Genomic DNA, 21,927 nt, shown 5'->3' with positions numbered 1-21,927 from the left:
CGGGCTCAGCGGGCCTGCAGCGCCCAGGCCCGGACGCCGCCGACGATGCCGGCGGTGTTGGGCACCACCACCACGTCGTCGCCCATCCGGGCGAGCTGCGTCGCGGTGATCAGCCGCGAGTTCCCGCCGCCCAGGTAGAGGCGGTCCCACAGGAAGACCGGGCGCAGTCCCTCGACGACGTTGCGGACCCGCCGGGACCAGAGCGCGTCGCCGAGCCGGCGGCGCTCGTGCTCGCCGATGTAGGTGTCGTAGCTCATCCCCCACCGCACCGGCGCCTGCGACATCTCCAGGTGCGGCGCGAGGGTGCCGCCGTCGAACAGCGCGCAGCCCAGGCCCGTCCCCAGGGTCAGGATCAGCTCGCAGCCGGTGCCCGCGACCACCCCGGCGCCGTGCACCTCGGCGTCGTTGAGCACCAGCGTGGGCAGCCCGAACGCCTCGGCCAGCGCGGTGCGCGCGTCGAAGCCGTACCACGCTTCGACCAGCTCCGGATCCACCCTGGTGCGGGGCCCGCTGCGGGTGATGTAGTGCGGCGTGGCCACCACGACGCCGTGACGCAGCATCCCCGGCATGCCGACGGTGACCCGGTCGGCGGTCGGCAGCCGCTCCCCCAGCCCGACCAGCGTCTTGACGAAAAGATCCGGAGGCAACGGGTACGGCGTGGGCACCCGCAGCGGCTGGGCCCGCATCGTGCCCGCCTCGTCGAGCACCGACCCCTTGATGCCCCCGCCGCCGCAGTCGATCGTCAACGTGAATGCCACACGTGCAGTCTGACAGTTCATATTGCGTTCAGAAGCGCGCGAAGCCGCGGATCGGCATCCGCGGGCCGAACTTGGGAGCGGCGATGCCGCCGGCCGCGAGCAGCTCGCAGACCCGGCCGCGGTGACCGGCGAACGGCTCCAACAGCTCCAGCATCCGGGCGTCGGTGCCGCGCGCCTCTCCCGCCAGCGCCCACGCCACCGTGTTCGGGATGTGGAAGTCGCCGACGCTGACCGCGTCCGGGTCGCCGTACGCGGTGCGGACCACCTCGGCCGCGGTCCACGGCCCGATTCCCGCGATCGCGGTCAGCCGGCGGGTCGCCTCGACGCTGTCCTCGCAGCGCTCCAGCCGGGCCGCCTCGACGGCACAGCGAAGCAAGGCCTGGGTGCGCCGCTGCTCCACCCCGAAGGGATGGAAGGTCCAGTACGGCGTCGCCGCCACCGCGTCCGGGTCGGGCGGCAGCACCAGCCCGGCGGGCCCGGGCGCCGGCTCACCGAAGTGCCGGACGAGCGCACGGTACGCCCGGTGCGCCTCGATGCCGGTGACCTTCTGCTCCAGTACCGCCCGGATCAGGCGATGGAAGAGCCGGCCGGTGGCGGGGAACCGTACCCCGGAGAAGGTCTTCGCCAGCCGCGCAACCAGCGGGTGACGCGCCGCAAGGGCCGGGAAGTCGCCGAGGTCGTCGCGCAACCCGGCGATCGCGTCGGCCCGCTCGACGATCCAGCCCGCGCCGGGCCCGTGCCCGGTCGCGGTCAATTCCGCGCCCATCCGGGCGAGATGCAAGGACGCGGGCCCCTCGGGCGTACGCGCGGAGAGCCAGAAATCCCCGTCGGCGAGCCTGCCGCAGGGATCGTGCCGGACGACGACCAGCGACCGCAGGGTGCCGGAGAAGGCGTAGCCGTCCGGCGGCCGCAGCCGGCGCGTCACCGTCGTCGTCACCCGCGCCACTATACGTTCGCCCACCGCCCCGCCCACCTGGTCACAGGGTCGGTCATGCCGGCCGTCCGGCAACTGTTCGCGAGTGTCCTCGCCGCGGAAGGGCTTGGGGAAGGGCACCGACATCCGCGGCTTGGCGCGCACCCCGGGCCGACCCGGACGACGCGCAGGCTTGCCCCGCACCCGGGCCGACCCGGACGACGCGCACGGACGGGCCGGTGCGACCGAGGTCACGCCGGCCCGTTCGTCGGGGCGGTCAGGAGGGGAGGCCGCCCACCTGCTGGTTGACCCAGTTGCGGATCGACGAGAGGTCGCCGTAGATGGACGGGCCGGTCGCGCAGACCGGGCTGCCATTGCCCGAGCGGCTCGTCACGCCGATCAGCGCCCAGCGGCCGTTGATCGTGCGCACCTGCGGTCCGCCGGAGTCGCCGTAGCAGGCGCCGGCGTTGCCGTTGGTGTTGTTGGTGCAGATCTCGTACGCCGCGTCGATGCCGGTGCAGCGGCTGTCCGACACGATCGACGTGTCGAGTTCGTTCGCGACGTTCGGCGTGGGGCCGCAGCCGCGGGTCGGGCAGGTCTGGCCCCAGCCGATGATCCGGGTCGCCGTGCCGACCGCGCCCGAGGACGTCGGGATCGGCGCGGGGGCGTGGGTGACGGACGACGTCAGCTCGAGCAGCTTGACGTCGATCCGCGAGTGGCTCACCGCGCGCCGCACGGAGACGACCGTGCCGCCGCTGGTGCGGTCGATGCTGCCGACGCGCACCGAGCTGGGCGTCGGGCAGTGCCTGGCGGTGACGGCCCAGTTGGCCTTGATCAGGGAGCCGGAACAGCCCGACACGTACACCATGAACGAGTAGTTCTGGGTGGCGGGCCGGCCGTTGACGATGCGGGGACTGACGGGGTCGGGGACGGGTGACGCGATGGCGACGGCCGGCGTGAGCAGACCGACGGCGGTGGCGGTGACCGTGAGGAGTGTCCGGGCGAGGGTACGCATGCGGTCGTCCTGTCTGTGCCGTTGGGGGTGACGGCGGGCGGGTTGCCCGTAACAACTGTATCGAGATAGTTACATTCTTCGATACATATCGAACGGGGCCTACCGCGAAGGTGATGGGGACTTTGGTCCCGCGGAGGCGGTGAGTTCGGCCCACGCGCCGGACGGCGGGAAAGACGAGGGTGAGGGTGTCCGACCGGCTTCGTCTTCCTCTGGGCGTTCCTGGACAAGACCCTGGGCCTGGGGTACGCGACCCCGACGGCGAAGGCCTGGATCCACGGCGGCTCGCCCACCCGGGGCTTCCTCGGCTCGCTCGAGGCCGGCCCGCTGCGACCGGCGTTTCACGCGATGGCGGGCGCCTGGTGGGCCGACTGGCTCTTCATGCTCGGCATGCTCGCCGTCGGCGTGGCCCTGATCGTCTGCGCCGCGGCCTACGCCGGACACAGCTTGGGTTTGGGCCGCCGTTGGGCCGGGATTGCGTTCGTCCGCAGGAACCGCTGGCTGATCTGACGCACCGCATGCCGATGGCCCTGACCGCGCTCCCGGTCAGGGCCATCGGTGAGGTGGGCGGACTGGGTCCGCGTCACCCGGTGGCGGAGCTGATAGCTCGGCTCGAGTGGTATCGCGCCTCCTTTCGTCAGCCGATTCCTTGTTCGAGCCGCCTGCCGCGTGCCGTCCTCAGGGGGGTGGACGACGACCGGTCTCCGACGGGGGGTCCCGGCGGGGCGGCACCTGGAGAGGTGGCGCGGCCCCGCGGGGTTCGGTTCCCGGGTGCGGTAGGGCTCCGTACCTAGTTGTCGTTGCTCTTAACGGCCGTCGTTGTTCTGGCCGTCGTTGTCGTTCTGGCCGTCGTTGTTCTGGCCGTCGTTGTCGTTCTGGCCGTCGTTGTTCTGGCCGTCGTTGTCGTTCTGACCGTCGTTGTTCTGACCGTCGTTGTTCTGACCGTCGTTGTTCTGACCGTCGTTGTTGTTGCCGACCTGGATGCGCACCGCGTCGAAGGCCGGGGTCTGGTTGGCGCGCTCCATCATCGGGATGCGGTGCGAGCCGTCACCGGCCCACGAGGCGCACTGGGCGAGACCCTCGTCGGGCAGGCCCGGGACCTGGATGGTCACGACGTCGGGAGCGGCTCCACCCTGGTTGTCCTCGGTGGCCACGAAGAACGCCGGCGCGGGCTCCGGGTTCGGAGCGGCGTTGGTGTTGTCCAGCATCCGGCAGGCGGTGTGGAAGTGACCGCGGACGAGGCCGCCCTGCAGCACCGAGGACTCCACGTAGTAGCCGCCCTGACCGGCCGCGAGGAAGCGGTCGCGGATCAGGTTGCGGGTGCTCACCTTCAGTGTGAACGCCTGGCCCTCCTGGACCTGCTGCGGCGCCTCGGTGATCAGCAGCGACGGGTTGTTCCCGGCGGCGCCGACCTCACCGAACTCGGTGGAGACGCAGCGGTTGCCGTTCTGGAAACCGTCGTGCGGCTGGAGCTGGCTGGTCTGGCAGCTATTGGTCAGAACGCCGAGGCCGGCACCGGGCGGCGGGTTGCCACCGTTGTTGCCGTCGTTGTTCTGGCCGTCGTTGTTGCCATCGTTGTTCTGGCCGTCGTTGTCCTGACCGTCGTTGTTCTGACCGTCGTTGTCCTGACCGTCCTGTTGCTGACCGTCCTGTTGCTGACCGTCCTGCTGCTGACCGTCCTGCTGCTGACCGTCCTGCTGCTGATCACCCTCGGCATTGGTGTTGTTGCCTGTGTTGGTGTTGTTGCCGGTGTTCTGCGTGACCCACTGGCGACAGCGGGCCCGCATCTGCTCGGTGGTCGGCACGTTGCCGCCGCCGTCGTCGGCGTGCTGGGTGACCCGGCCCTTGTCGGTGGTGTAAGAGCCCTTCCGGGTCTCGGTCGAGAGCTGTGACTTCTTCGGCGCCTGGAGGTTATTGCATGCGGCCAGAGCGCGCTGGGTCGAACGCTTCGTGCTCGCGTCGGACACCTGCGTGACGGTGACGATGCCGCCGAAGGCAACCAGGGTGGCTACCGCGGCGATGATCCGGCGCCGACCGGTGAACCACTTGGACTTGCTGGATTCGCGCCGGTACTGCGACCTTCGCATTGCTGACACCTTTCTCTGTCCACACGTGGCGGGCGGTGGAGCCGCCGGGGTGTTGCCTACGCCTGGTCGGCTGGCCAGGTCGATTACCGTCCGCGCGCTACCGCGGCCGGAAGATACGCATCGTGGTGACCACGCCGGCCACGAGGGCTCCGGCGAGGACGATGAGGATGACGGAGGTGCTGACCCCGGGCACGCCACCCGAGCTGCTGGCGGCGGCGACCATCGCGGTGTCCACGGCCGGCCCACCCGCGCCGGCCGGCGCGGGGGCCGTCGGCAGCGCGCCGTAGTCGACGATGCCGCTGCTCTCCAGCAGGGTCATGTGCGTCATGACGAACTGGTTGGTCTGCTGCGCCAGCTTGCGGACCTCGTCGTTGCGGGTGCTGGCCCGGATCGTCGCGATCGCCGGGAAGATCTTGCCGTGCGCCGCCCGGAGCCGGTCGATGTAGAGCTGGTCGAACTGCTCCGGCGCCGGAGCGTTGTTCATCTCGTTGAGCCAGCCCTGCTGTTCGTTGTTGGGCAGGTTCGGCAGGGCGATGCCGAGCTTCTTGGCGACCGCCATGTCGAGCTTGTCGAGGACCACGTGCTGCGCGGAGATCGACTTGCCGATCTCCTGGATCCGCGGGTCCTTGGACTTCTGGACGGCCATGTTGCCCGCGGGAATCTCCCACAGTCCGGCGAGCCGGACCTTGATGACGAAGTCCCGGTCCGCCAGCGAGACGCTGCCCTTGCCCTGGGCGTTCATGCTCGGCGGAACCGGCACCGGACCCGGCTCGGCCGCCCGGGCTGTGCCGGCGGGGGCCAGCAGGAACGCCAGGGTCGTGACCAGAGCGCCCACCAGCCAGCGCTGCGGCCGGCGGGAGGAACGGGCGGCGATCATCTTTTGACACCTCCGACGAGGACGGAAACGTTTCTGAGAAATTCCTGTGACCTGCGAGAAACGCTAGGAGCAGGTCTTGGCTGTCGCAATGGAAAACGAACTACTTACGCTCGACTTAAAGAGAACTTGAGGCCGTGGAATCCGCCGGCGCCGCGGCCGGCCGCCGCCAATGAAAGACGTCGACCGGCCACGATTTCACTCAGTAGCTGTAGTCGGACCCACCGCTGCCCTCGGGGCTGTCGTCCTCGGCCCCGGCGCCGTCCGACGGCGGCGCGACGGGCTTCGAGACGGCCGGCAGGCAGGTCAGGTTCTTCTTGCCCTCGGGCGTGATCACGAACCAGGTGCCGGCCACGTTCTGGCCCTTCCACTGGCCCGGCTCCTTGTCACCGATGTAGGTGTAGAGCGGCCACTTGTCGAGGGTCAGTTGCAGCGTGCCGTCCTTGCGCTTGACCGTGCCGACGAGCTTCGCGTCCACGCCGTCGAGCTTGGGCTTCTCGCCCTTGTTGATCAGGGCGGGCGGCCAGACCTTCGCGCAGTCGTCGTTGCAGTTGGACACGGCCTTCGGGTCGACCTTGTCCTTGTCGAAGCGGTACAGCACGAAGCCGTCCTGGTTCTGGACGGTCTCGCCCATGCGCTTGATCGCGGCCGCCTTGAGCTCGCTGGTGACCTCGTCCTCGCTGAGCTCGGCGCCCTCGCCGCCCTCACCGCCCTCTTCGGACTCTTCGTCCTCGGGTTCCGCGCCCGGCGTCGCCTCCGCCTCGGGGACGGCTTCGGCGGTCGCCCCGGCCTCGACGGCGTTGGCCGCCGGCTGGGCGCCGTAGTCGCTGCTGTTGTATCCCGCAGGGGCGCACCCGGTCAGCGCGAACGCCGCCGCGATCGCCGCGCTGACGACGACCAACTTCCGCTTCTCCGGTACCACGAGAGCCCTCCCAGTTTCGTCCATCTCCGTGTTCCGCGCTGTAGTACGAGAGGACGGCCGCCGGGGTTGAAGAATCGAGGCAATCAATTTCCCCGATTTTTGTTTGAACCCTTCGCGCTCCCCGTACGTGATTGAGTGGCCCTCACCGCGAATTCATTGCATTGCGTGAGCCGCTCATAGGCGTACGGTGAAAAGCAGCAAGCCCGGCCGCGACGCGACCGGGCTTGCGAGGTAGGGAATCGTCAGGGAACGCGAACCAGCGTCTCCCACCCGCCCTTGCCGTCGGAGGCCTGCACCTGGATGTGCGCGATGTCGGCGCGCGGGAGCGCCGTCACGGACTGCAGCAGCAGCGGCTCCGGCTGGGCGGGTGTGCCCCAGCCCTTATCTCCCACGTTCCAGGTCGACAGCTCCTCGATCCCGCCGTTGGTGCGGACCGCGACGGCCCGGCACAGCAGCGGACCCTTGATGTTGCCGACGGCGTAGGAGACCTGGGTACCCCAGTCCTTCGGCTCGAGACCCACCAACGCCTTGACACCACTGCGGGCGTCCGTGGCGGTGAAGGTCTCGCCGGCGAGCGGCGTGCCGCCGATGCTGATGTCCTTGGCCACCGGCAGCGGGTCGAGCACCTTGCTCGAGCGCGGCTGGGACTTCTGCGCCTCCGGCTGGGGCGCCTGCTCCGGGGCGAGCCACTGGCCGCCGGCGAAGAGCGCGCCGATGGACAGCATCGCGAAGACCACGACCGCGGCCGCCAGCGAGTAGAGCCGCCGGCTGTTGGCCCGGCGCCGCTCCCGCTTCACCTCGCCGATCATCGACTTCAGCATCAGGCCGTCGCGGCGCGACTGCTCGGTCGCGACCAGCGCGTCCGCGTCGACGTCCGAGAGGATGTCGACCACCGGCAGCAACGACTCGAGCTCGATCGCGCAGGCCGGGCAGTCGATCAGATGGTCCTCGAAACGGGCGGCATCGCGCTCGTCGAGTACGCCGAGGGCGTACGCGGCGACGTCGAAGTGCTGTTCCTGCGTCATTACTCAGTCACCCCCCGCTGCTGCAGAGCCGTACGCAGGGCCCGCAAGGCGTAGTACACACGCGATTTGGCCGTACCCAGAGGCAGGCCGAGCACGTCCGCGGCCTCCGGAACGGTCCGGCCGCGGAAGTAGGTCTCGACAAGGATCTCCCGATGCGACTGGCTCAGAGTACGCAAGGCATCGGTCACGGTCATCAACTGGAGGACCCGATCCGTATCGTCGGCCGTGCTGGGGAAGCTCTCCAGTTCGCGGTCGTACGTTTCCGGCGGGCGGGCGCTGGCGCTGCGATGGTCGTCGATCGCGATCCGCCGGGCCACCGTGACCAGCCAGGGCCGCAGCGACTGCTGGCCCTGGGCGCCGAGGCGGTGCGCGTTGCGCCACGCCCGCAGCAGCGTCTCCTGGACGATGTCCTCGGCGCGCTGCCGGTCTCCGCCGGTGAGCCGCAGCACGAACATCAGCAGCGGGCCGGCGTGCTCCTCGTACAGCATCCGGACCAGCGTGTCCTCGTGATTCGCGGTCGCCGACCCGGCCTCGTGGCGGGCCTGCCGCGGCGTCACGGCGTCATCATTCTCCGCACTACGGCCTCCGTCGAGCGCCTGCCACCGGCCTCCGGATCGCTGCTGCGTCATGACGCGCACCCCGTCCGGCGCGAGCCGCTCCATGACCGTCGCATGCATCGATTCCTCCTGCCGGTGCTTACCCCGTCGCCTGTCATACGCGCGGGGTGGCCCGCCGGGATCAAAGCGATGGGGAAAATTTCCCGGCGAGGGCGGGGAGGCGATGCATCGACGTGCAGTCGCAAGAGGTTCCTCCGGTTCCAAGCGCATTGGGCACGCTCGACCGCCCGCGGAAAGCGGGAGGCCAGGGCGCGCGTGGGTCGCAACATCCATCCATAGGCGCCGATATACGCCCAGTGGCACGCGAATAATACTCAGCAGGCCGGTTCCGTCGACAGACGCACAGTGCGTACTCGAGACGCTCGGCTGATGCGCCGTCGGCGCGCCGTGAAACGCAACTTACTCAGCGTGACTGAGGAGCCGATTTTGCTCTACGCTCGGTAGCGTGACCGCAACGGTGAGCGGGTCCGGCAAGGATCGCCGAAAGGCATGAACCGGTCATCGGGTGCGGGCCGCGGCCAGGGTCAGGGCGCGGTGCAGCACCCGGGCGTCACCCAGCAGCCCGCGCAATCGGCGTTCCAGGCCCGCGATCGGGACCAGATTCTGCGGGGCCCTCGGATCCTTGTACGCCGACGACGCGAACCGCGGCAGCGTCGCCCCGGACAGCCCGGCGAGCTCGACGGCCTGCGCGGGCGTCAGATCCGGCGAGCACTCCACCCGGACGATGCCCGACCACGGCGCCCCCGAGGCGCCGGGCAGGCGCAGATACCACGACCAGCCGCCCCAGACCGTGCCGAGCGCGAAGACCGGCGTCCGCTGGCCGGGGCGCAGCCCGGTCACGACCGGGGTGAGCTGGGCCGGCAGATACTGCTTCTGCTGGGTCTTCACGTACCCGATGGTGCGCGGCAACTGGCGGCGGTTGCGCAGCGGACCGTCGACCACGAGCAGGTCGGCGCCGTCCGAGCCGTGACTGCGGGCCTCCCCCGAAATGTCGATCTCCAGGGCGGTCAGCGGCGCCTGAACGGCCGCCGGCAGCTTGCTCGCCTCGCCGGTGCCGCTGACCCGGTGCACCTCGTAGCGCACCGAGCCGGCCTGCACGTCTTCCGCCGACGGGCTCGCGGTGAACAGACCCCGGGCCACCCGTGCCCCCGCCAACTCGGCCACTCCCCGGCGCAGGTCGCAGCGGACGACGCCGGCCGCGTACGAGGCGGCGAGGCCGGCATAGGACAGCCCGTCCTCCTCGGCCGTCCAGAGCCCGGCGTCGTTACGGCGCACGCCGTCGACGAGGAACACCACGTCGGGGCAGCGCACACCCGCCGGCACGTCGATCGGGGCCCACTGCGCGGCGGGCACCTCGACGTCCGTGTCGACCTGCGCGCTGCTCGGCGAGGCCGGCCCGTCGGCGGCGCCCCCGCCCTCGAACGACGCCCCGTACGCAGGATCCCAGGCGTCGACGAACATCCTCACAAGCCGACCCTCTCCACGTGCGCGGTGCGCGCGTCCTTGTGCACCTCGAACCGGACCGGCACCCGCTCGGCCAGGGCGTGCACATGCGTGACGACGCCGACCATCCGGTCGCCGCGGGCGGCCAGGTTCTCCAGGGTCGCCGCCACCACGTCGAGCGTCGCCGCGTCGAGCGTGCCGAAGCCCTCGTCCAGCACGATCGACTCGAGGCTCGCCGCCGTCGTCGACATCCCGGCCAGTTGCTCGGACAGGGCAAGGGCCAGCGCCAGCGACGCCTGGAACGTCTCGCCGCCCGACAGGGTCCGCACCGCCCGGCGCAGCCCGGCGTCGTGGTGGTCGACGACGAAGAATTCGCCCTTGTCGTGCATCAGGTCGTACTGGCCGCCGGTGAGCTCGCGAAGGATCCGCGAGGCGCCGTCCACGAGCAGGTCGAGTGCCTCCTCCAGGAGCCAGCGCTCGAAGTTGTTGGCCCGCAGGTGCCCGGCGAGGGACTTGGCTACCCGGCCGTCGCGCACCAGGCCCGCCCGCTGTTCGGCATACTCGCGGGCCTGTTCGCGGCGGTCGGCGAGGCGCTGCCAGGCCGCCTCGGCCCGCTCGGCGGCGACCGCCGCCGCGCGGATCAGGTCGGCGTCCGTACCACCCGCGGGGGCCGGCAGGCCCCGGTCGGTGAAGAGGCCGGCGACGGCCGCGCGGGTCTGCCGGGTCTCGTCCTGCGCGGCCTCGAGGGCGGCGGCCGCCTCGTCGCGGGCCACCTCGCGGCGGCGCGCCGACTCCCGCGCCCACTCGACCAGGGCCGTCCAGGCGCCCGCGAGATCGTCCCGGTCGGCCGGAGGCGGCCCGAACCGGGCCACGAGATCACGGACGTGGTCGAACGAACGCCACGCCGTACGCTGCCGCTCCTCGGCGGCGGCGACCGCCGCCTGGGCCCCGCGGTGTGTCTCCCGGGCGGAGCGCACCTCCGCGCCGGCCTCGTCGAGCCGGCGCTGGAGCTTGGTCAGCTCCGCCAGCCGGGCCCGCAGCGCCTCGACGCCGGGCGAGTCGGCGAGTCCCGCCGTCACCTCGGCGAGGCGGGCCTTGTGCTGCTCGAACTGGGCCCGCTTGCGGTCCAGGCCGCGCTCCAGCTCCCGGGCGACGGCGTCGCGCTGCTTCCAGGCCGTCGACGCCACGTCCGCCGCCGCGCGCGCCGCCTTGCCCTGACGCTCGGCCGCCTCCACCGCCGAGCCCTCCGGCATCGGCGGCACGGTCGTCACCGGCTGGGCGCACACCGGGCAGTCGTGCCCGGCGCTGAGATGCGACCGCAGGGCGGCGGCGCGGTCCATGGCCTGTGCCGTGGTGTAGTCCAGCCGGGCCTGTTCGAGAAGCTGCTCGGCGCCGAGATGCGCCGAGCGGGCCAGCTCCGCCGCGGCGACCGCGTCCCTGTGCTCGACCTCGGCGACCGACACCTCGCCGGCGAACCACTCCGCCTGGCCGGTCAGCCGGTCGCACTCGACGTGGCGGTCCAGGAGCAGCCCCAGCGAGCCCGCGTCGCCCGCCGCCGCCAGCTCTCCGCGTACCTTCTCCTCGCGCTCCTCGGCGGCCCGCACGGCCGTCGCCGCGTCCTCGGCCGCGACCCGGGCGGTGGCCGCGGCCTCGGCGATCCGTGCGCTGCCCTCCGGCGCCGCGACCCGTGCCAGCACGGCGAGCTCCGCCGCGACGGCGTCGCGGGCGGCGGCCAGCTCGGCCTCGCGCTCTCGCGCGGCCCGCAGCCGCGGCATGGCGGCCTCGACCTCGCCGGTCAGTTCGCGCATCGCGTCCCGCCGGGCCGCCGCGGCGTCGACCGCCTCGTCGTCGGCGTCGGCGAGGGCGGCCAGGGCCTGGTCGACCACGGCGAGCTGGGCCTCCGCCCGGGTCGCCCGGGTGGACGCGCGGGTCTGCACCTCCTCGTAGACGTGCAGACCGAGCAGGTTGACCAGGATCTGCTGCCGGGTGGCGGGCTTGGCGTGCAGGAAGTCGGCGAACTGGCCCTGCGGCAGCACGACGCAGCTAGTGAACTGCTCGTACGGCAGGCCGACCGCCTCCACGATCGCCCGGTCCATCTCCGCCGGGGTGCCGGCCAGCACGTCACCGAGGTCGTCGAGGCTCATGCCGGTGTCGAGCCGGGTGACGTCGAAGCCCGGCGGCATGAGCTGCAGTCCCGCGCCCGCGGTCTTGACGTTGCCGCGGCCGTCGCGGCGCACCACCCGGGTCGCGACATACCGCGAGCCGGCGGACTCGAACACCAGCCGCACCCGGGCCTCGGTCGCCGACGGGGCGAGCGCGTTGCCGATGCCGCGGCTGCCGCCCCACCTCGGCACCGTGCCGTAGAGGGCGAAGCAGATGCCGTCGAGCACGGTGGATTTGCCGGAGCCGGTCGGGCCGACCAGGGCGAAGTAGTCGGCGTCGGTGAAGTCGACGGTGGTCTCGTCGCGGAACACCGTGAACCCGGCCATGTCGAGCCGCAAAGGCCTCATTGCTGCGTGCTCACCTCGTCATACAGCTCGTCGAAGAGTTCGCGGACGCCTTCCTCGGCGTTGCCGCGGCTGTCCAGGTAGTCGCCGAAGAGCTCGCGCGGCGAGCGGCCGGCGCGCTGGGCCATCCGTTCACCGGCCTTGTCGGGCACCATGTCGGGGTCGATGCGCACCTCGAGCGCCTGGGGAAGCAACTCCTGCACGTCCTCGCGCAGCCCGACCCGCGGCGTCTCCCGGACGTAGACGCGCAGCCACGCATCCGGAAGGTTCACCGTGGCGAGCTGCTCCAGACTGCCCCGGACCGTCCGCAGGGTGCGCGCCGAGGTCACCGGCACGTCGCGGACCCGTGCGGCCTTGTCGGTGGAGACGTCGACGATCGCGACCGAGCAGACGTTCTCCTCCTCGCCGAAGTCGACGGCGAGCGGGCTGCCGCTGTAACGCACCGGGCAGGGGCCGATGACCCGCTGCGCGCGGTGCAGGTGACCCAGGGCGACGTAGTGGGCGTTCGGCGGGAAGACCGTGGCCGGGACCGCGTAGCCCATCACCGTGTGCGCCTCCCGCTCGCCGCCGCCGGCGCTGGCGCCGACGACGGTGAGGTGGGCGGTGAGCAGGTTGATCACGCCGGGCTCGGCGAAGCCCTCGGCCAGGCGGGCGATCAGGCGGGCGACGTGGTCGGCGTACGTCTGGGTGGCCTCGGCCGCGGTCAGCTCGTACATCTCCACGGCGCGGACCGCGTAGCGCTGGGACAGGAACGGCAGGGCGGCGAGCTGCCACCGCTCGCCGGTCGCCGTCTCGCCCCGGATGATCAGGTCGTCCGGTTTGTCGCGGACGGAGCCGCGCAGCTCGATGCCCGCCGCGTCGGCCCACGGCCGCAGCGCGTCCAGCGCGGGCCCGTTGTCGTGGTTGCCGCCGATCGCCACCACTCGCGCACCCGTCTGCCGCAGCGCCGACAGCGCCCGGGTCACCACCCGGGTCGAATCCGGCGAGGGCGCGGCCGTGTCGTAGAGGTCGCCGGCGATGACGACCAGGTCCGGCCGCTCCGCCCGGGCGATCTCCACGACCTGGGCGAGCACCCGGATGTGCTCGTCGAGCCGGGCCCGTCCCTTGAGGACCTTTCCGACATGCCAGTCGGACGTGTGCAGGATGCGCATCGCCGAACCTTAGAACGGAATGTCGTCGTCGTGTGGACTGGGCACCGGTTTTCCGCCGCGGTCGAGTGCGGCGCCGCCACGGCCGCCGACGACGGTGAACGGATCGACACTCTGCACGATCGAGCGCTGGGTGCCCACCGGCGGTGGCCCGGACTCCGACTTGCGGGTGGCCCAGGCCGGGAACGGGAACTCCACGCAGAGCGGCACCGGGATGTCGGGCTGGTTGACGAACATCGTGCCCGGCCGGGCCAGCAGGGCGCGCTGGCGCATGGCCGGGGGCAGGAAGCCGTACTCCGGGCGGGAGGCCTCGGCCGGGTCAAGGCGGCCGACGACCCTGATCGCCGAGTTCGTCACGATCCGGCGCTCGACCTCGCTGGCGGTCTGCTGCGCGCCGATGAGGATGACGCCGAGCGAGCGGCCCCGCTCGGCGATGTCGAGCAGCACCTCCTTGATCGGCGACGATCCCTCGCGCGGGGCGTACTTGTTGAGCTCGTCGAGGACGACGAACAGCAGCGGCCGTCCGGTGCCCGACTTCTCCTTGTCGTCGAACTCCGTCTTGAGCGTCACGCCGACCACGAAGCGCTGCGCGCGGTCGGGAAGGTTGTGCAGGTCGACGACGGTGACCTGGGCGCTCTCCGCGGTCTTGATCCGGTGCGGGCGGCGGGCCGCGAGGTCGCCGCGGATGAGCCGGGACAGGTCGCGCTTGCTGCCGATCAGCCGCCGGGCGAACGCGTTGACCGTGCCCATGTTGACCGCGCTGCCCGCCCACATCGACCGGGTCTCGTCGTCGGTGAGCTGGTCGACGATGTGGTCGACCAGGTCGCCGTAGCCGCCCAGGCGGCGGCCGTCGATGCTGATCCCGCCCTCGGCCGGCACGGCATGGCGGGCCAGATGGGCGGTCACCGAGTGGACCACCATCGTGTACTGCTGACGCTCGTCGTCGGCGTCGGCGAACACGTACGGCAGGAGCCGGTCGGCGCAGAACTCCTCGAGCGTCCAGTAGAAGCTGTCGACCCCGGTCAGCCGGCTGCTGACGTCGGGGGCGCCGGACGAGTCGTTGGCCCGGGGCGGCGCATAGACCCGGACGTCCGGGAACGCCGTCGCGGGCAGCTCGAGCAGCTTGTACGCCGCGGTGGTCGGCTCGTCGAGCTTGGTGTTGGCGTGGTCGAGGAAGAGCAGGTCCTCACCCTTGACGTTGAAGATCAGCGCCCGGGCGTTGGCACCGTCGGCGCCGAGCGCGCCGGACCGGAACACCGAGTAGAGCAGGAACGTCGCGAAGCTCGTCTTGGTCGCCACGCCGGAAATGCCGGAGATGGACACATGCGCGCCCCGGGTGCCGTCGAGGAAGTCGGCATTGAGGAACACGGGCACGCCGTCGCGGCCGGTGCCCATCGGGACCCGGCGTTCCATCCGGTCGAAGTGCAGCGCCGCGTCACGGGCCGCCCCGGAGGCCCGGTGCACGATCGCGCCCGGGGCCGGCGGCACGTAGAGCTCGGGGTCGACCCGGGTGGTGGTGACCTCGGCCGCCTCCTGGACCAGGGCGGGCAGCGTGCCCTCGGCGATCGCGAACACGTCCGAGTCGAACTGCGCGCCCTCGTGCCGGGCCCGGACCTGGGTGACCACGCCGGCGATCGTCACCGGCTCGCGGTCGGGCAGGTCGCGACGGGTCACGACCACGTCGTCGAGCTGCAGGTAGCTGCCCGGCGTCACCGCCGTCCAGAACTGCAACGGGGTGGCGTCGGCGGTGCCCAGGACCCGCCCGACCGGTTCGCTTGCTTCGCTCGCTTCGACAGACACGCCGATCATGTTGCACCAGAGGTACGACACTTGTCGGACCGCGTGTCCCCCGTCAGTGGCTGCGGACGTACCGGAGGAAGAGCATGTCGTCGTCGGACAGGACGCTGCGCAGGGCCATCCGCCGCGGCGGATGACCGTCCGGGCCGGCCGCGATCCGGCCCGCGCCACCGCCGGTGAGCAGCGGAGACACGGTGAGGCAGACCTCGTCGACCAGGTCGGCCGCGATCAGCGCCCCGAAGAGCCGGGGCCCGCCCTCGCACAGGATCTGGGTCGCGCCGCGCCGGTGCAACTCCGCGACCATCGCCGCCAGGTCCACCGCATCGTCACCGAGGGTGAGGATCTCGGCGACCTTTGCCAGCCCCGGCGGCGGCGCCTGGCCCGCGCCCGTCACGACCAGCGGCCGGATCGGCGCGTCGGCGAAGACGAGCTGGGCGGGGTCGAGGTCCAGCGAGCCCGAGACGACCACCATGAGCGGAAACTCGGGCAGTCCCCGTGCCCGGCGCCAGGCGCGACCCGCCTCGTCGAGGCGCAACGCGTCGTAGTTCTCCGTGCGGACCGTGCCCGCCGCGACGACCAGGGCGTCGCAGGTCATCCGCAGCAGGTCGAAGATCTGCTTGTCGCCCGGCCCGCCCAGCGCGCTCGACCTGCCGTCGATCGTCACGGCGCCGTCGACGGCGGCGACGAAGTTGACCCGCAGCGTCGGCTCCGCGCGGCGCGGGTAGCGCTCCAGCAGGTCTTCGAGGATCATGGCGAGGCCGGCCCGGTGACCGGCGGCGTCGGTACGACGGGCCGGTGCTGGCAGTCACACCAGGACCCACCCCTGCAGTCCTTGTGCCGTTGCTCGCGACACGCGCGGCAGATCATGCCGCCACCCTATGCGCTCCGGCCGCCCTAGGGCGGGCGGCTATCGTCCGGCTGGAGAATAATGCGCTCATGACGAGGCAGCCCGCCCGCTCCCCGGGCCGCCCGACGCTCGACGCCGTGGCGGCGCGCGCCGGGGTGGGCCGGGGCACCGCGTCCCGCGTCCTGAACGGATCCTCCCAGGTCAGCCCGCAGGCCAGGGCGGCCGTCGAGGCGGCGATCATCGAGCTGGGCTACGTGCCCAACCGCGCCGCGCGCTCCCTGGTGACCCAACGGACGGACTCGGTCGCCCTGGTCGTGTCGGAGTCGCAGGAGCGCGTCTTCGGCGAACCGTTCTTCGCCGGGGTGCTGCGCGGCATCAACGCGGCCCTGCTGGAGACGCCGCTGCAACTGTGGCTGGCCATGGTGGCCTCGCCCGCGCAGCGCGAACGCGTCGAAGCCCACCTGACCAGCCAGCACGTCGACGGCGTGCTGCTGCTCTCGCTGCACGACGAGGATCCGCTGCCGAAGCTGCTGCGCGAGCGGGGGATGCCGTTCGTGCTCGGCGGCAGGCCGTCCGAGCCGCACGACGACGACTACTTCGTCGACGTCGACAACGCGGCCGGCGCCCGCAAGGCCGTCGAGTATCTGATCGCCGGCGGCGCCGGCCGGGTCGCGACCGTCGCCGGCCCCCAGGACATGGAGGTCGGCCGCGCCCGGCTCGCCGGTTACCGCACCGCCGTGCCCGGCGCCGGGCTCATCGCGTACGGCGACTTCACCGAGGACGGCGGCGCGGCCGCGATGCGCGCCCTGCTGGCCCGCGAGCCCGGCCTCGACGCCGTCTTCGCCGCCTCCGACCTGATGGCGAGCGGCGCCCTGCGCGCCCTGCGCGAGGCGGGCCGACGGGTGCCGCAGGACGTGCGGGTCGTCGGCTTCGAGGACGCGCCGTCCGCCCGGCAGTGCGAGCCGCCGCTCTCGACCGTGCACCAGCCCGTCGAGGAGATGGGCCGGCGCATGGCGGAGTTGCTGGTCAGCCGGATCCGTCAGGAACCCGTCGAGAATTCCCACGTTCTGCTCGACACCCATCTGGTCCGTCGCGCCTCCGCCTGAGCCGTCCTACCCTCCAGGGGTGCGTCGACGGGCGGGACGCGCGACGGCGGGACACGTGCTTTGACGGCCGGGACACAGCGGTGCAACAGTCGCGAAACGCCGTTAGGGCAGGCTGAAGGCCACATGACGACGGCACCGCCGTGCCAGGTCGCAGACGGGAGGAGTCGCATGTTGTTGCGGGTACGGGTCACTCTGCCGGACCGCCCGGGTGCCCTCGGCCAGGTGGCGCGCACACTCGGTGTCGCCGGTGCCGACATCGTCCAGGTGGTGGTGCTGGAGCGCCTCGGGGGCCGGGCCGTCGACGACTTCACGGTCGTCTGGCCGGGCGCGTCCCGTGTCGAGCGGCTCCTCGCCGGCCTCGCCGCCATCCCCGGGGTGCAGGTCGACGGCGTCTGGAAGGCGATCGGCGCGCCGGTCTCCGGCGGCCACGACGCCGAGCTGCTGGCTCAGATCGCCGCGAATCCGGTGGAGGGGCTCGCGACCCTGGTGGACGCCGTGCCGGCCCTGCTCGCCGCCGACTGGGCCGCCGCCGCGATGGTGCCGGCCGACTGGGCCGCCCGCACGGCCGCGCCCCGTGTGCCCGCCGACGAGCCGTCGCTGCGCCTGCCGCACGGCAGCGAGCCGACGCCTGCGTGCGCGAGCTGGCGCGCCCCCTCCCCGCTGCACCTGCCGGAGATCACCCCGCTGCGGGCCCGCCCGATGACCGGCACCGACGGCACCCGGTATGCGGTGGCGCCGTTCGGCCGCGCCGGCCTGGTGCTCGTGGTCGCCCGCTCGGATTCCGACGACCTGCCCGCCGCCGCTTTCCACGTCACCGAGGTCGATCGGATCTCGCAGCTCGTCCGCGCCGCCGCGGTGATCCTCGGCGACCGCCTCGACCTGGCCGGTGTCCCGCCGGTCGCGCTCGACCGCACCTAGCCTTCGTCAGCGCACCAGCTCGGCGGCCAGCAGATCCATGAGCAGGCCGTCGTGCCAGGTGCCGTCGGCGCCGCACTCGTACTGGCGCATGATCCCGACGGGCTTGAACCCCACCTTCGCGTAGCAGCGGATCGCCGCCTCGTTGTCGGCCGCCGGGTCGATCACCAGCCGGTGGAACCTCTCGTGGTCGACCAGGTGGACGGCGAGGGTCCGCACCGCGTCCGTGCCGACGCCGCGGCCGTGCACCGACGGGTCGAGGAAGATGTCCATGCTCGCGTGCCGGTACTCCGGGTCCTCCTCGGCGGCCCACTGGATCGCGCCCACTACCCGGCCGTCCAGGCAGACGGCCAGGTAGTGCAGGCCCTTCTCGGCGATCGCTTCGCGGATCTCGCCGGCGAGGTCGCCGCCACCCCAGCGGGCCATGACCTGCGGCGTGGCCCGCACGGCGGCCAGCGCGGGCACATCATCCTCGGTCGCCGGCCGCAGCGTCACCAACCTGCCGCGCAGCACCTCAGGAATGGCGGACGCCGTGCTCGACGCAGGTGGCCGTCCAGCCGGTCGGGACGACCTGCACCTTCATCCGGCGCCGACAGTCGGGGCAGTAGCGCGGGGGCTCCAGCCGCCGGGCGGCGGCGCAGGCACGGTGGTCGCCCCGATCGGCCTCCTCACCGCACCGGTCGCACCACACCAGGACCGTCACAGGGTCGCCGACAGCGCCTTGACGGGCATCTTGAGCTCCTGAAGGAGCTCGATGTCCGCCGTGGCCGGACGGCCCAGCGTGGTCAGGTAGTTGCCCACGATCACCGCGTTGATGCCACCGAGCAGGCCCTCCTTGGTGCCGAGGTCGCCCAGGGTGATCTCGCGGCCACCCGCGTACCGGAGGATGGTCTTCGGCATCGCCAGGCGGAACGCCGCGATCGCGCGCAGCGCGTCCTTGCCCTCCACCACCGGGCGGTCACCCAGCGGGGTGCCCGGGCGCGGGTTGAGGAAGTTCAGCGGGACCTCGTGCGGATCCAGCGCGGCGAGCTGCGCCGCGAACTCGGCGCGCTGCTCGATCGTCTCGCCGAGGCCCAGGATGCCGCCGCAGCAGACCTCCATGCCCGAGTCGCGGACCATCGACAGCGTGCTCCAGCGCTCTTCCCACGAGTGGGTGGTGACCACATTGGGGAAGTAGGACTTGCAGGTCTCCAGATTGTGGTTGTAGCGGTGCACGCCCATCTCGACGAGCTCGTCGACCTGCTCCTGGCTGAGCATGCCGAGACTCGCCGCGACCTGGATGTCGACCGCCTCCTTGATCGCGGCGACGCCCTCGCGCATCTGGGTCATCAGCCGCTTGTCCGGCCCGCGCACCGCGGCCACGATGCAGAACTCCGTGGCGCCGGTCGCGGCGGTCTGCTTGGCCGCCTCGACCAGCGACGGAATGTCCAGCCACACCGAGCGCACGGGCGAGGTGAACAGGCCCGACTGCGAGCAGAAGTGGCAGTCCTCGGGGCAGCCGCCGGTCTTCAGGGACACGATGCCCTCGACCTCGACCTCGGGACCACACCACTTCATGCGTACGTCGTGAGCAAGTTGGAGCAACTCGGGCAGGTCCTCGTCGGGAAGGCGCAACACCGCGAGGATGCCCGCCTCGTCGAGCCCGACACCGTCAGCTAGCACCTGGGCCCGGGCCCGGTCGAGGATCTCTGGCATGCCCGTACCCTACAAGGCATTCCGGCCCACGGGGATGCCGGTGGTAAGTGATAGTTTCCCCGACGAAACGGTCGGATCAGTGATTGCGGGGGCGCACGTGACGGGCTGGCAGGAGGCGCTGGAGCGCCAGGCCCGCGTGCGGGCGAAGGCCGGGCTCACCCGCACGCTGCGGCCGCGCGCCGCCGGCGACACCGTCGTCGACCTGGCCGGCAACGACTATCTCGGCCTGGCGGTCCACCCCGAGGTGGTGGGTGCGGCGGTCGAGGCACTGCGGGCGTACGGGCTGGGCGCCACCGGTTCGCGTCTCGTCCGCGGCTCCACCATGCCCCATGCCGACCTCGAGTCGGATCTCGCACAGTGGCTGGGTTTTCCGCGGGCGCTGGTCTACTCGTCGGGCTTCCTGGCCAACCTCGGCGCGGTCCGCGCGCTCGCCGAACCGGGCACGCTGTTGGTCTCCGACCGTTACAACCACGCGTCCCTGATCGACGGCTGCCGCGGCTCGGGCGCCGAGGTGGTCGTCGCCCCGCACGCCGACCCGTCCGCGCTGGCGACCATCCTCGCGGCCCGTCCCGGACGCCCCGCCGTGTTCGTCACCGAGTCGGTCTTCTCCGTCGACGGCGACCTCGCCCCGCTCGCCGCCCTGCACGAGGTGACCTCCGCGTACGGCGCGCTGATGCTGGTCGACGACGCCCACGCGCTCGGCCTGCTCGGCGACCGGGGCGCGGGCGGCGTGGCGGCGGCGGGCCTGGCGGGCGCCCCCGACGTGGTCGTCACGGCCACGCTCTCCAAGTCCCTGGGCGGTGCGGGCGGCGTCGTCGCAGGCCCCGAGCCGCTGATCCGGCACCTCGTCGACACGGGCCGCACGTTCATCTACGACACGGCGCCGCCTCCCGCGGTCGTCGCCGGGGTCCACGCGGCCCTGCGCATCGCCCGCGACGCCGACGACCGGCGGGCGATCCTGCGGGAGCGCGCCGCCCTCACCGTACGCCGGCTGCGCGCGGCCGGCTTCGAGGTCTCCGCACCGGCGGCGGGTGTGCTGTCGGTGCTGGCTCCGGGGCCGGAGGCGGCCCTGGCCTGGGCGGCGGACTGCCGCGACCGGGACATCGCGGTGGGCTGCTTCCGGCCGCCCTCCACACCGGACGGCTCCTCCCGCCTGCGACTGACGCTGAACGCGGGTATCTCGGCGGCGGACTTCGACCGCGCCCTGGACGTGATCGTGGAGTGCGCACCATGACGACCGGCGACCAGACCGCTCCCCCGCAGTCCCCCGAGGAGGAGCCCCGCCCGGTCCCGCCCGCGACCATCCCGCCCGCGCCCGGCATACCGAATTCTCCCGCGGACCCCGGTTCTCTTCCGGAGGCGCCCGTCTCGCCCGGCGTGGGGCCCGCCGATCCCGCCGACGCCGATGTGGCCGCGCTCACCGCTCCCGCGCCCGCGTCCGAGGTTCGCGCCCGGCCCGCGCAGTCCGGGGAGTGGCGGGGCATCGTGCTCATCACCGGCACGGACACCGACGTCGGCAAGACCGTCGTCACGGCCGCCGTCGCCGCGGCCGCGCAGGCCGCCGGATTGCGGGTGGCGGTGGTCAAACCGGGGCAGACGGGCACCGCCCTCGGCGACCCCACCGACATCGACCGGGTCACCCACCTCGCCGCCCCGCACACCTGCCGCACGCTGCGGTCGTACCCGGAGCCGCTGGCCCCGCTGGCCGCGGCGCGGATCGCCGGCATGGCGCCGCTGGAGCTCTACGAGGTGGTCGACGCCGTCCGGTCCGAGTCGGCCCAGCACGACCTCGTGCTCGTCGAGGGGGCCGGCGGCCTGCTGGTCCCGATGGGCGTACGGCCCTCCGGCGAGGCGTGGACCCTGGCCGACCTGGCGACCACGCTGGGCGTGCAGACGATCGTGGTGGCGCGCGCCGGGCTCGGCACGCTCAACCACACGGCGCTCACCCTGGAGGCGCTCGACCGCCGTGGCGTACCGGCCAAGGTCGTCCTCGGCGCCTGGCCGGCGGAGCCCGAGCTGGTCCACTGGGCCAACCTGACGGAGCTGGTCCCCCACCTCGTCGGCGCCCTGCCGGACGGCGCGGGCCAGATGGAACCGGGCGTCTTCCAGCGTTCGGCGCCGGGCTGGCTCACCCCGGCGCTCTACGGCGTCCTGGACGACTGGCGGGTCTGGGCCGACGAGATCAGCTGAGCCGTCGCGGGGGGTTTTCCGCCCGGCGCCACCCGGCGGTCACCGTCTGTCGCTAGCGTGTGGGTCTCATG

General features: G+C 72.3%; 21 protein-coding genes. 5 read left to right on the top strand and 16 right to left on the bottom strand.

Annotated features, from left to right (window positions below):
- Positions 1 to 5 precede the first annotated feature (5 nt).
- The 3 genes from EDD30_RS28065 to EDD30_RS28055 all read right to left on the bottom strand — a co-directional run bounded on the left by EDD30_RS28065 (position 6) and on the right by EDD30_RS28055 (position 2,686).
- The gene (locus EDD30_RS28065) at positions 6 to 758 is read right to left on the bottom strand and encodes an ROK family protein (RefSeq protein ID WP_123678547.1); all 753 of its coding nucleotides are present in this window, start codon (positions 756 to 758) and stop codon (positions 6 to 8) included.
- Positions 759 to 786: 28 nt separating this feature from the next.
- Complete coding sequence (locus EDD30_RS28060) at positions 787 to 1,704, bottom strand: DNA-3-methyladenine glycosylase family protein (RefSeq protein WP_394328264.1); 918 nt, start codon at positions 1,702 to 1,704, stop codon at positions 787 to 789.
- 244 nt (positions 1,705 to 1,948) lie between these two features.
- Positions 1,949 to 2,686, bottom strand: a complete 738-nt coding sequence (locus EDD30_RS28055) for a S1 family peptidase (RefSeq protein ID WP_071805921.1) — start codon at positions 2,684 to 2,686, stop codon at positions 1,949 to 1,951.
- A gap of 345 nt (positions 2,687 to 3,031) precedes the next feature.
- Here EDD30_RS28055 and EDD30_RS41815 point away from each other — a divergent pair, with 345 nt between their 5' ends.
- A complete protein-coding gene (locus tag EDD30_RS41815; protein WP_211277807.1) occupies positions 3,032 to 3,193 on the top strand; it encodes a hypothetical protein in 162 nt (53 codons plus the stop codon).
- Positions 3,194 to 3,489: 296 nt separating this feature from the next.
- Here the strand turns inward: EDD30_RS41815 and EDD30_RS28040 are convergent, their stop codons facing one another.
- The 10 genes from EDD30_RS28040 to EDD30_RS27995 all read right to left on the bottom strand — a co-directional run bounded on the left by EDD30_RS28040 (position 3,490) and on the right by EDD30_RS27995 (position 15,854).
- A complete protein-coding gene (locus EDD30_RS28040) occupies positions 3,490 to 4,770 on the bottom strand; it encodes a Pecanex-like protein 1 (RefSeq protein WP_244945426.1) in 1,281 nt (426 codons plus the stop codon).
- A gap of 97 nt (positions 4,771 to 4,867) precedes the next feature.
- Positions 4,868 to 5,647 (bottom strand): DUF4142 domain-containing protein, encoded by a 780-nt coding sequence (locus EDD30_RS28035; RefSeq protein WP_071805922.1) that lies wholly within the window; start codon positions 5,645 to 5,647, stop codon positions 4,868 to 4,870.
- Positions 5,648 to 5,846: 199 nt separating this feature from the next.
- On the bottom strand, positions 5,847 to 6,545 hold the full coding sequence (locus EDD30_RS28030; protein ID WP_244945425.1) for a COG4315 family predicted lipoprotein: 699 nt from the start codon (positions 6,543 to 6,545) through the stop codon (positions 5,847 to 5,849).
- Positions 6,546 to 6,808: 263 nt separating this feature from the next.
- Positions 6,809 to 7,591 (bottom strand): anti-sigma factor family protein, encoded by a 783-nt coding sequence (locus EDD30_RS28025; RefSeq protein WP_071805924.1) that lies wholly within the window; start codon positions 7,589 to 7,591, stop codon positions 6,809 to 6,811.
- Positions 7,591 to 8,268, bottom strand: a complete 678-nt coding sequence (locus EDD30_RS28020; protein WP_211277808.1) for a sigma-70 family RNA polymerase sigma factor — start codon at positions 8,266 to 8,268, stop codon at positions 7,591 to 7,593. The genes EDD30_RS28025 and EDD30_RS28020 overlap by 1 nt, the downstream gene beginning before the upstream one ends.
- Positions 8,269 to 8,706: 438 nt before the next feature.
- On the bottom strand, positions 8,707 to 9,669 hold the full coding sequence (locus EDD30_RS28015; RefSeq protein WP_071805925.1) for a hypothetical protein: 963 nt from the start codon (positions 9,667 to 9,669) through the stop codon (positions 8,707 to 8,709).
- Between the two features lie 2 nt (positions 9,670 to 9,671).
- Entirely contained in the window at positions 9,672 to 12,161 is a 2,490-nt protein-coding gene (locus EDD30_RS28010) for an AAA family ATPase (RefSeq protein WP_071805926.1), read from the bottom strand.
- Complete coding sequence (locus EDD30_RS28005) at positions 12,158 to 13,309, bottom strand: exonuclease SbcCD subunit D (RefSeq protein ID WP_071805927.1); 1,152 nt, start codon at positions 13,307 to 13,309, stop codon at positions 12,158 to 12,160. The genes EDD30_RS28010 and EDD30_RS28005 overlap by 4 nt, the downstream gene beginning before the upstream one ends.
- A gap of 9 nt (positions 13,310 to 13,318) precedes the next feature.
- The gene (locus EDD30_RS28000) at positions 13,319 to 15,115 is read right to left on the bottom strand and encodes an ATP-binding protein (protein WP_071805934.1); all 1,797 of its coding nucleotides are present in this window, start codon (positions 15,113 to 15,115) and stop codon (positions 13,319 to 13,321) included.
- Positions 15,116 to 15,158: 43 nt separating this feature from the next.
- The gene (locus EDD30_RS27995) at positions 15,159 to 15,854 is read right to left on the bottom strand and encodes a pyrimidine reductase family protein (protein WP_071805928.1); all 696 of its coding nucleotides are present in this window, start codon (positions 15,852 to 15,854) and stop codon (positions 15,159 to 15,161) included.
- A 185-nt stretch (positions 15,855 to 16,039) separates the two neighbouring features.
- Here EDD30_RS27995 and EDD30_RS27990 point away from each other — a divergent pair, with 185 nt between their 5' ends.
- Positions 16,040 to 17,056, top strand: coding sequence for a LacI family DNA-binding transcriptional regulator (locus tag EDD30_RS27990; RefSeq protein ID WP_123678545.1), 1,017 nt, complete (start codon positions 16,040 to 16,042; stop codon positions 17,054 to 17,056).
- Positions 17,057 to 17,224: 168 nt separating this feature from the next.
- On the top strand, positions 17,225 to 17,974 hold the full coding sequence (locus EDD30_RS27985) for an ACT domain-containing protein (RefSeq protein WP_071806085.1): 750 nt from the start codon (positions 17,225 to 17,227) through the stop codon (positions 17,972 to 17,974).
- A gap of 6 nt (positions 17,975 to 17,980) precedes the next feature.
- Here the strand turns inward: EDD30_RS27985 and EDD30_RS27980 are convergent, their stop codons facing one another.
- Genes EDD30_RS27980 through bioB form a run of 3 tightly spaced genes read right to left on the bottom strand, consistent with a single transcriptional unit; the run spans position 17,981 to position 19,666 of the window.
- Positions 17,981 to 18,484, bottom strand: a complete 504-nt coding sequence (locus EDD30_RS27980; protein WP_071806086.1) for a GNAT family N-acetyltransferase — start codon at positions 18,482 to 18,484, stop codon at positions 17,981 to 17,983.
- A gap of 1 nt (position 18,485) precedes the next feature.
- Positions 18,486 to 18,674: a biotin synthase auxiliary protein BsaP gene (bsaP, locus tag EDD30_RS27975; protein WP_071806087.1), complete on the bottom strand. Its 189-nt coding sequence runs from the start codon at positions 18,672 to 18,674 to the stop codon at positions 18,486 to 18,488.
- A complete protein-coding gene (gene bioB, locus EDD30_RS27970) occupies positions 18,671 to 19,666 on the bottom strand; it encodes a biotin synthase BioB (protein WP_071806088.1) in 996 nt (331 codons plus the stop codon). The genes bsaP and bioB overlap by 4 nt, the downstream gene beginning before the upstream one ends.
- 97 nt (positions 19,667 to 19,763) lie before the next feature.
- Between bioB and EDD30_RS27965 the strand changes: the two genes are divergently transcribed.
- Positions 19,764 to 20,900, top strand: coding sequence for an 8-amino-7-oxononanoate synthase (locus tag EDD30_RS27965; protein ID WP_071806089.1), 1,137 nt, complete (start codon positions 19,764 to 19,766; stop codon positions 20,898 to 20,900).
- A 248-nt stretch (positions 20,901 to 21,148) separates the two neighbouring features.
- Complete coding sequence (gene bioD / locus EDD30_RS27960; RefSeq protein ID WP_071806109.1) at positions 21,149 to 21,856, top strand: dethiobiotin synthase; 708 nt, start codon at positions 21,149 to 21,151, stop codon at positions 21,854 to 21,856.
- Positions 21,857 to 21,927: the final 71 nt, after the last annotated feature.

It is taken from the genome of Couchioplanes caeruleus (assembly GCF_003751945.1).
Classification (GTDB): Bacteria; Actinomycetota; Actinomycetes; order Mycobacteriales; family Micromonosporaceae; genus Actinoplanes; species Actinoplanes caeruleus.
The sequence above is the reverse complement of the archived record's forward strand: the minus strand, read 5'-3'. Positions and strand labels throughout refer to the sequence as shown.

What these genes read in the sequence shown, in the direction of transcription:
- EDD30_RS28010 (WP_071805926.1), bottom strand. Translation starts at nt 12,161, where the DNA reads ATGAGGCCTTTGCGGCTCGACATGGCCGGGTTCACGGTGTTCCGCGAC.
- bioB (WP_071806088.1), bottom strand. Translation starts at nt 19,666, where the DNA reads ATGCCAGAGATCCTCGACCGGGCCCGGGCCCAGGTGCTAGCTGACGGT.
- EDD30_RS27990 (WP_123678545.1), top strand. Translation starts at nt 16,040, where the DNA reads ATGACGAGGCAGCCCGCCCGCTCCCCGGGCCGCCCGACGCTCGACGCC.
- EDD30_RS28040 (WP_244945426.1), bottom strand. Translation starts at nt 4,770, where the DNA reads ATGCGAAGGTCGCAGTACCGGCGCGAATCCAGCAAGTCCAAGTGGTTC.
- EDD30_RS28020 (WP_211277808.1), bottom strand. Translation starts at nt 8,268, where the DNA reads ATGCATGCGACGGTCATGGAGCGGCTCGCGCCGGACGGGGTGCGCGTC.
- EDD30_RS27985 (WP_071806085.1), top strand. Translation starts at nt 17,225, where the DNA reads ATGTTGTTGCGGGTACGGGTCACTCTGCCGGACCGCCCGGGTGCCCTC.
- EDD30_RS41815 (WP_211277807.1), top strand. Translation starts at nt 3,032, where the DNA reads ATGGCGGGCGCCTGGTGGGCCGACTGGCTCTTCATGCTCGGCATGCTC.
- EDD30_RS28035 (WP_071805922.1), bottom strand. Translation starts at nt 5,647, where the DNA reads ATGATCGCCGCCCGTTCCTCCCGCCGGCCGCAGCGCTGGCTGGTGGGC.
- EDD30_RS27995 (WP_071805928.1), bottom strand. Translation starts at nt 15,854, where the DNA reads ATGATCCTCGAAGACCTGCTGGAGCGCTACCCGCGCCGCGCGGAGCCG.
- EDD30_RS28000 (WP_071805934.1), bottom strand. Translation starts at nt 15,115, where the DNA reads ATGATCGGCGTGTCTGTCGAAGCGAGCGAAGCAAGCGAACCGGTCGGG.
- EDD30_RS28005 (WP_071805927.1), bottom strand. Translation starts at nt 13,309, where the DNA reads ATGCGCATCCTGCACACGTCCGACTGGCATGTCGGAAAGGTCCTCAAG.
- EDD30_RS28015 (WP_071805925.1), bottom strand. Translation starts at nt 9,669, where the DNA reads ATGTTCGTCGACGCCTGGGATCCTGCGTACGGGGCGTCGTTCGAGGGC.
- EDD30_RS28025 (WP_071805924.1), bottom strand. Translation starts at nt 7,591, where the DNA reads ATGACGCAGGAACAGCACTTCGACGTCGCCGCGTACGCCCTCGGCGTA.
- EDD30_RS28055 (WP_071805921.1), bottom strand. Translation starts at nt 2,686, where the DNA reads ATGCGTACCCTCGCCCGGACACTCCTCACGGTCACCGCCACCGCCGTC.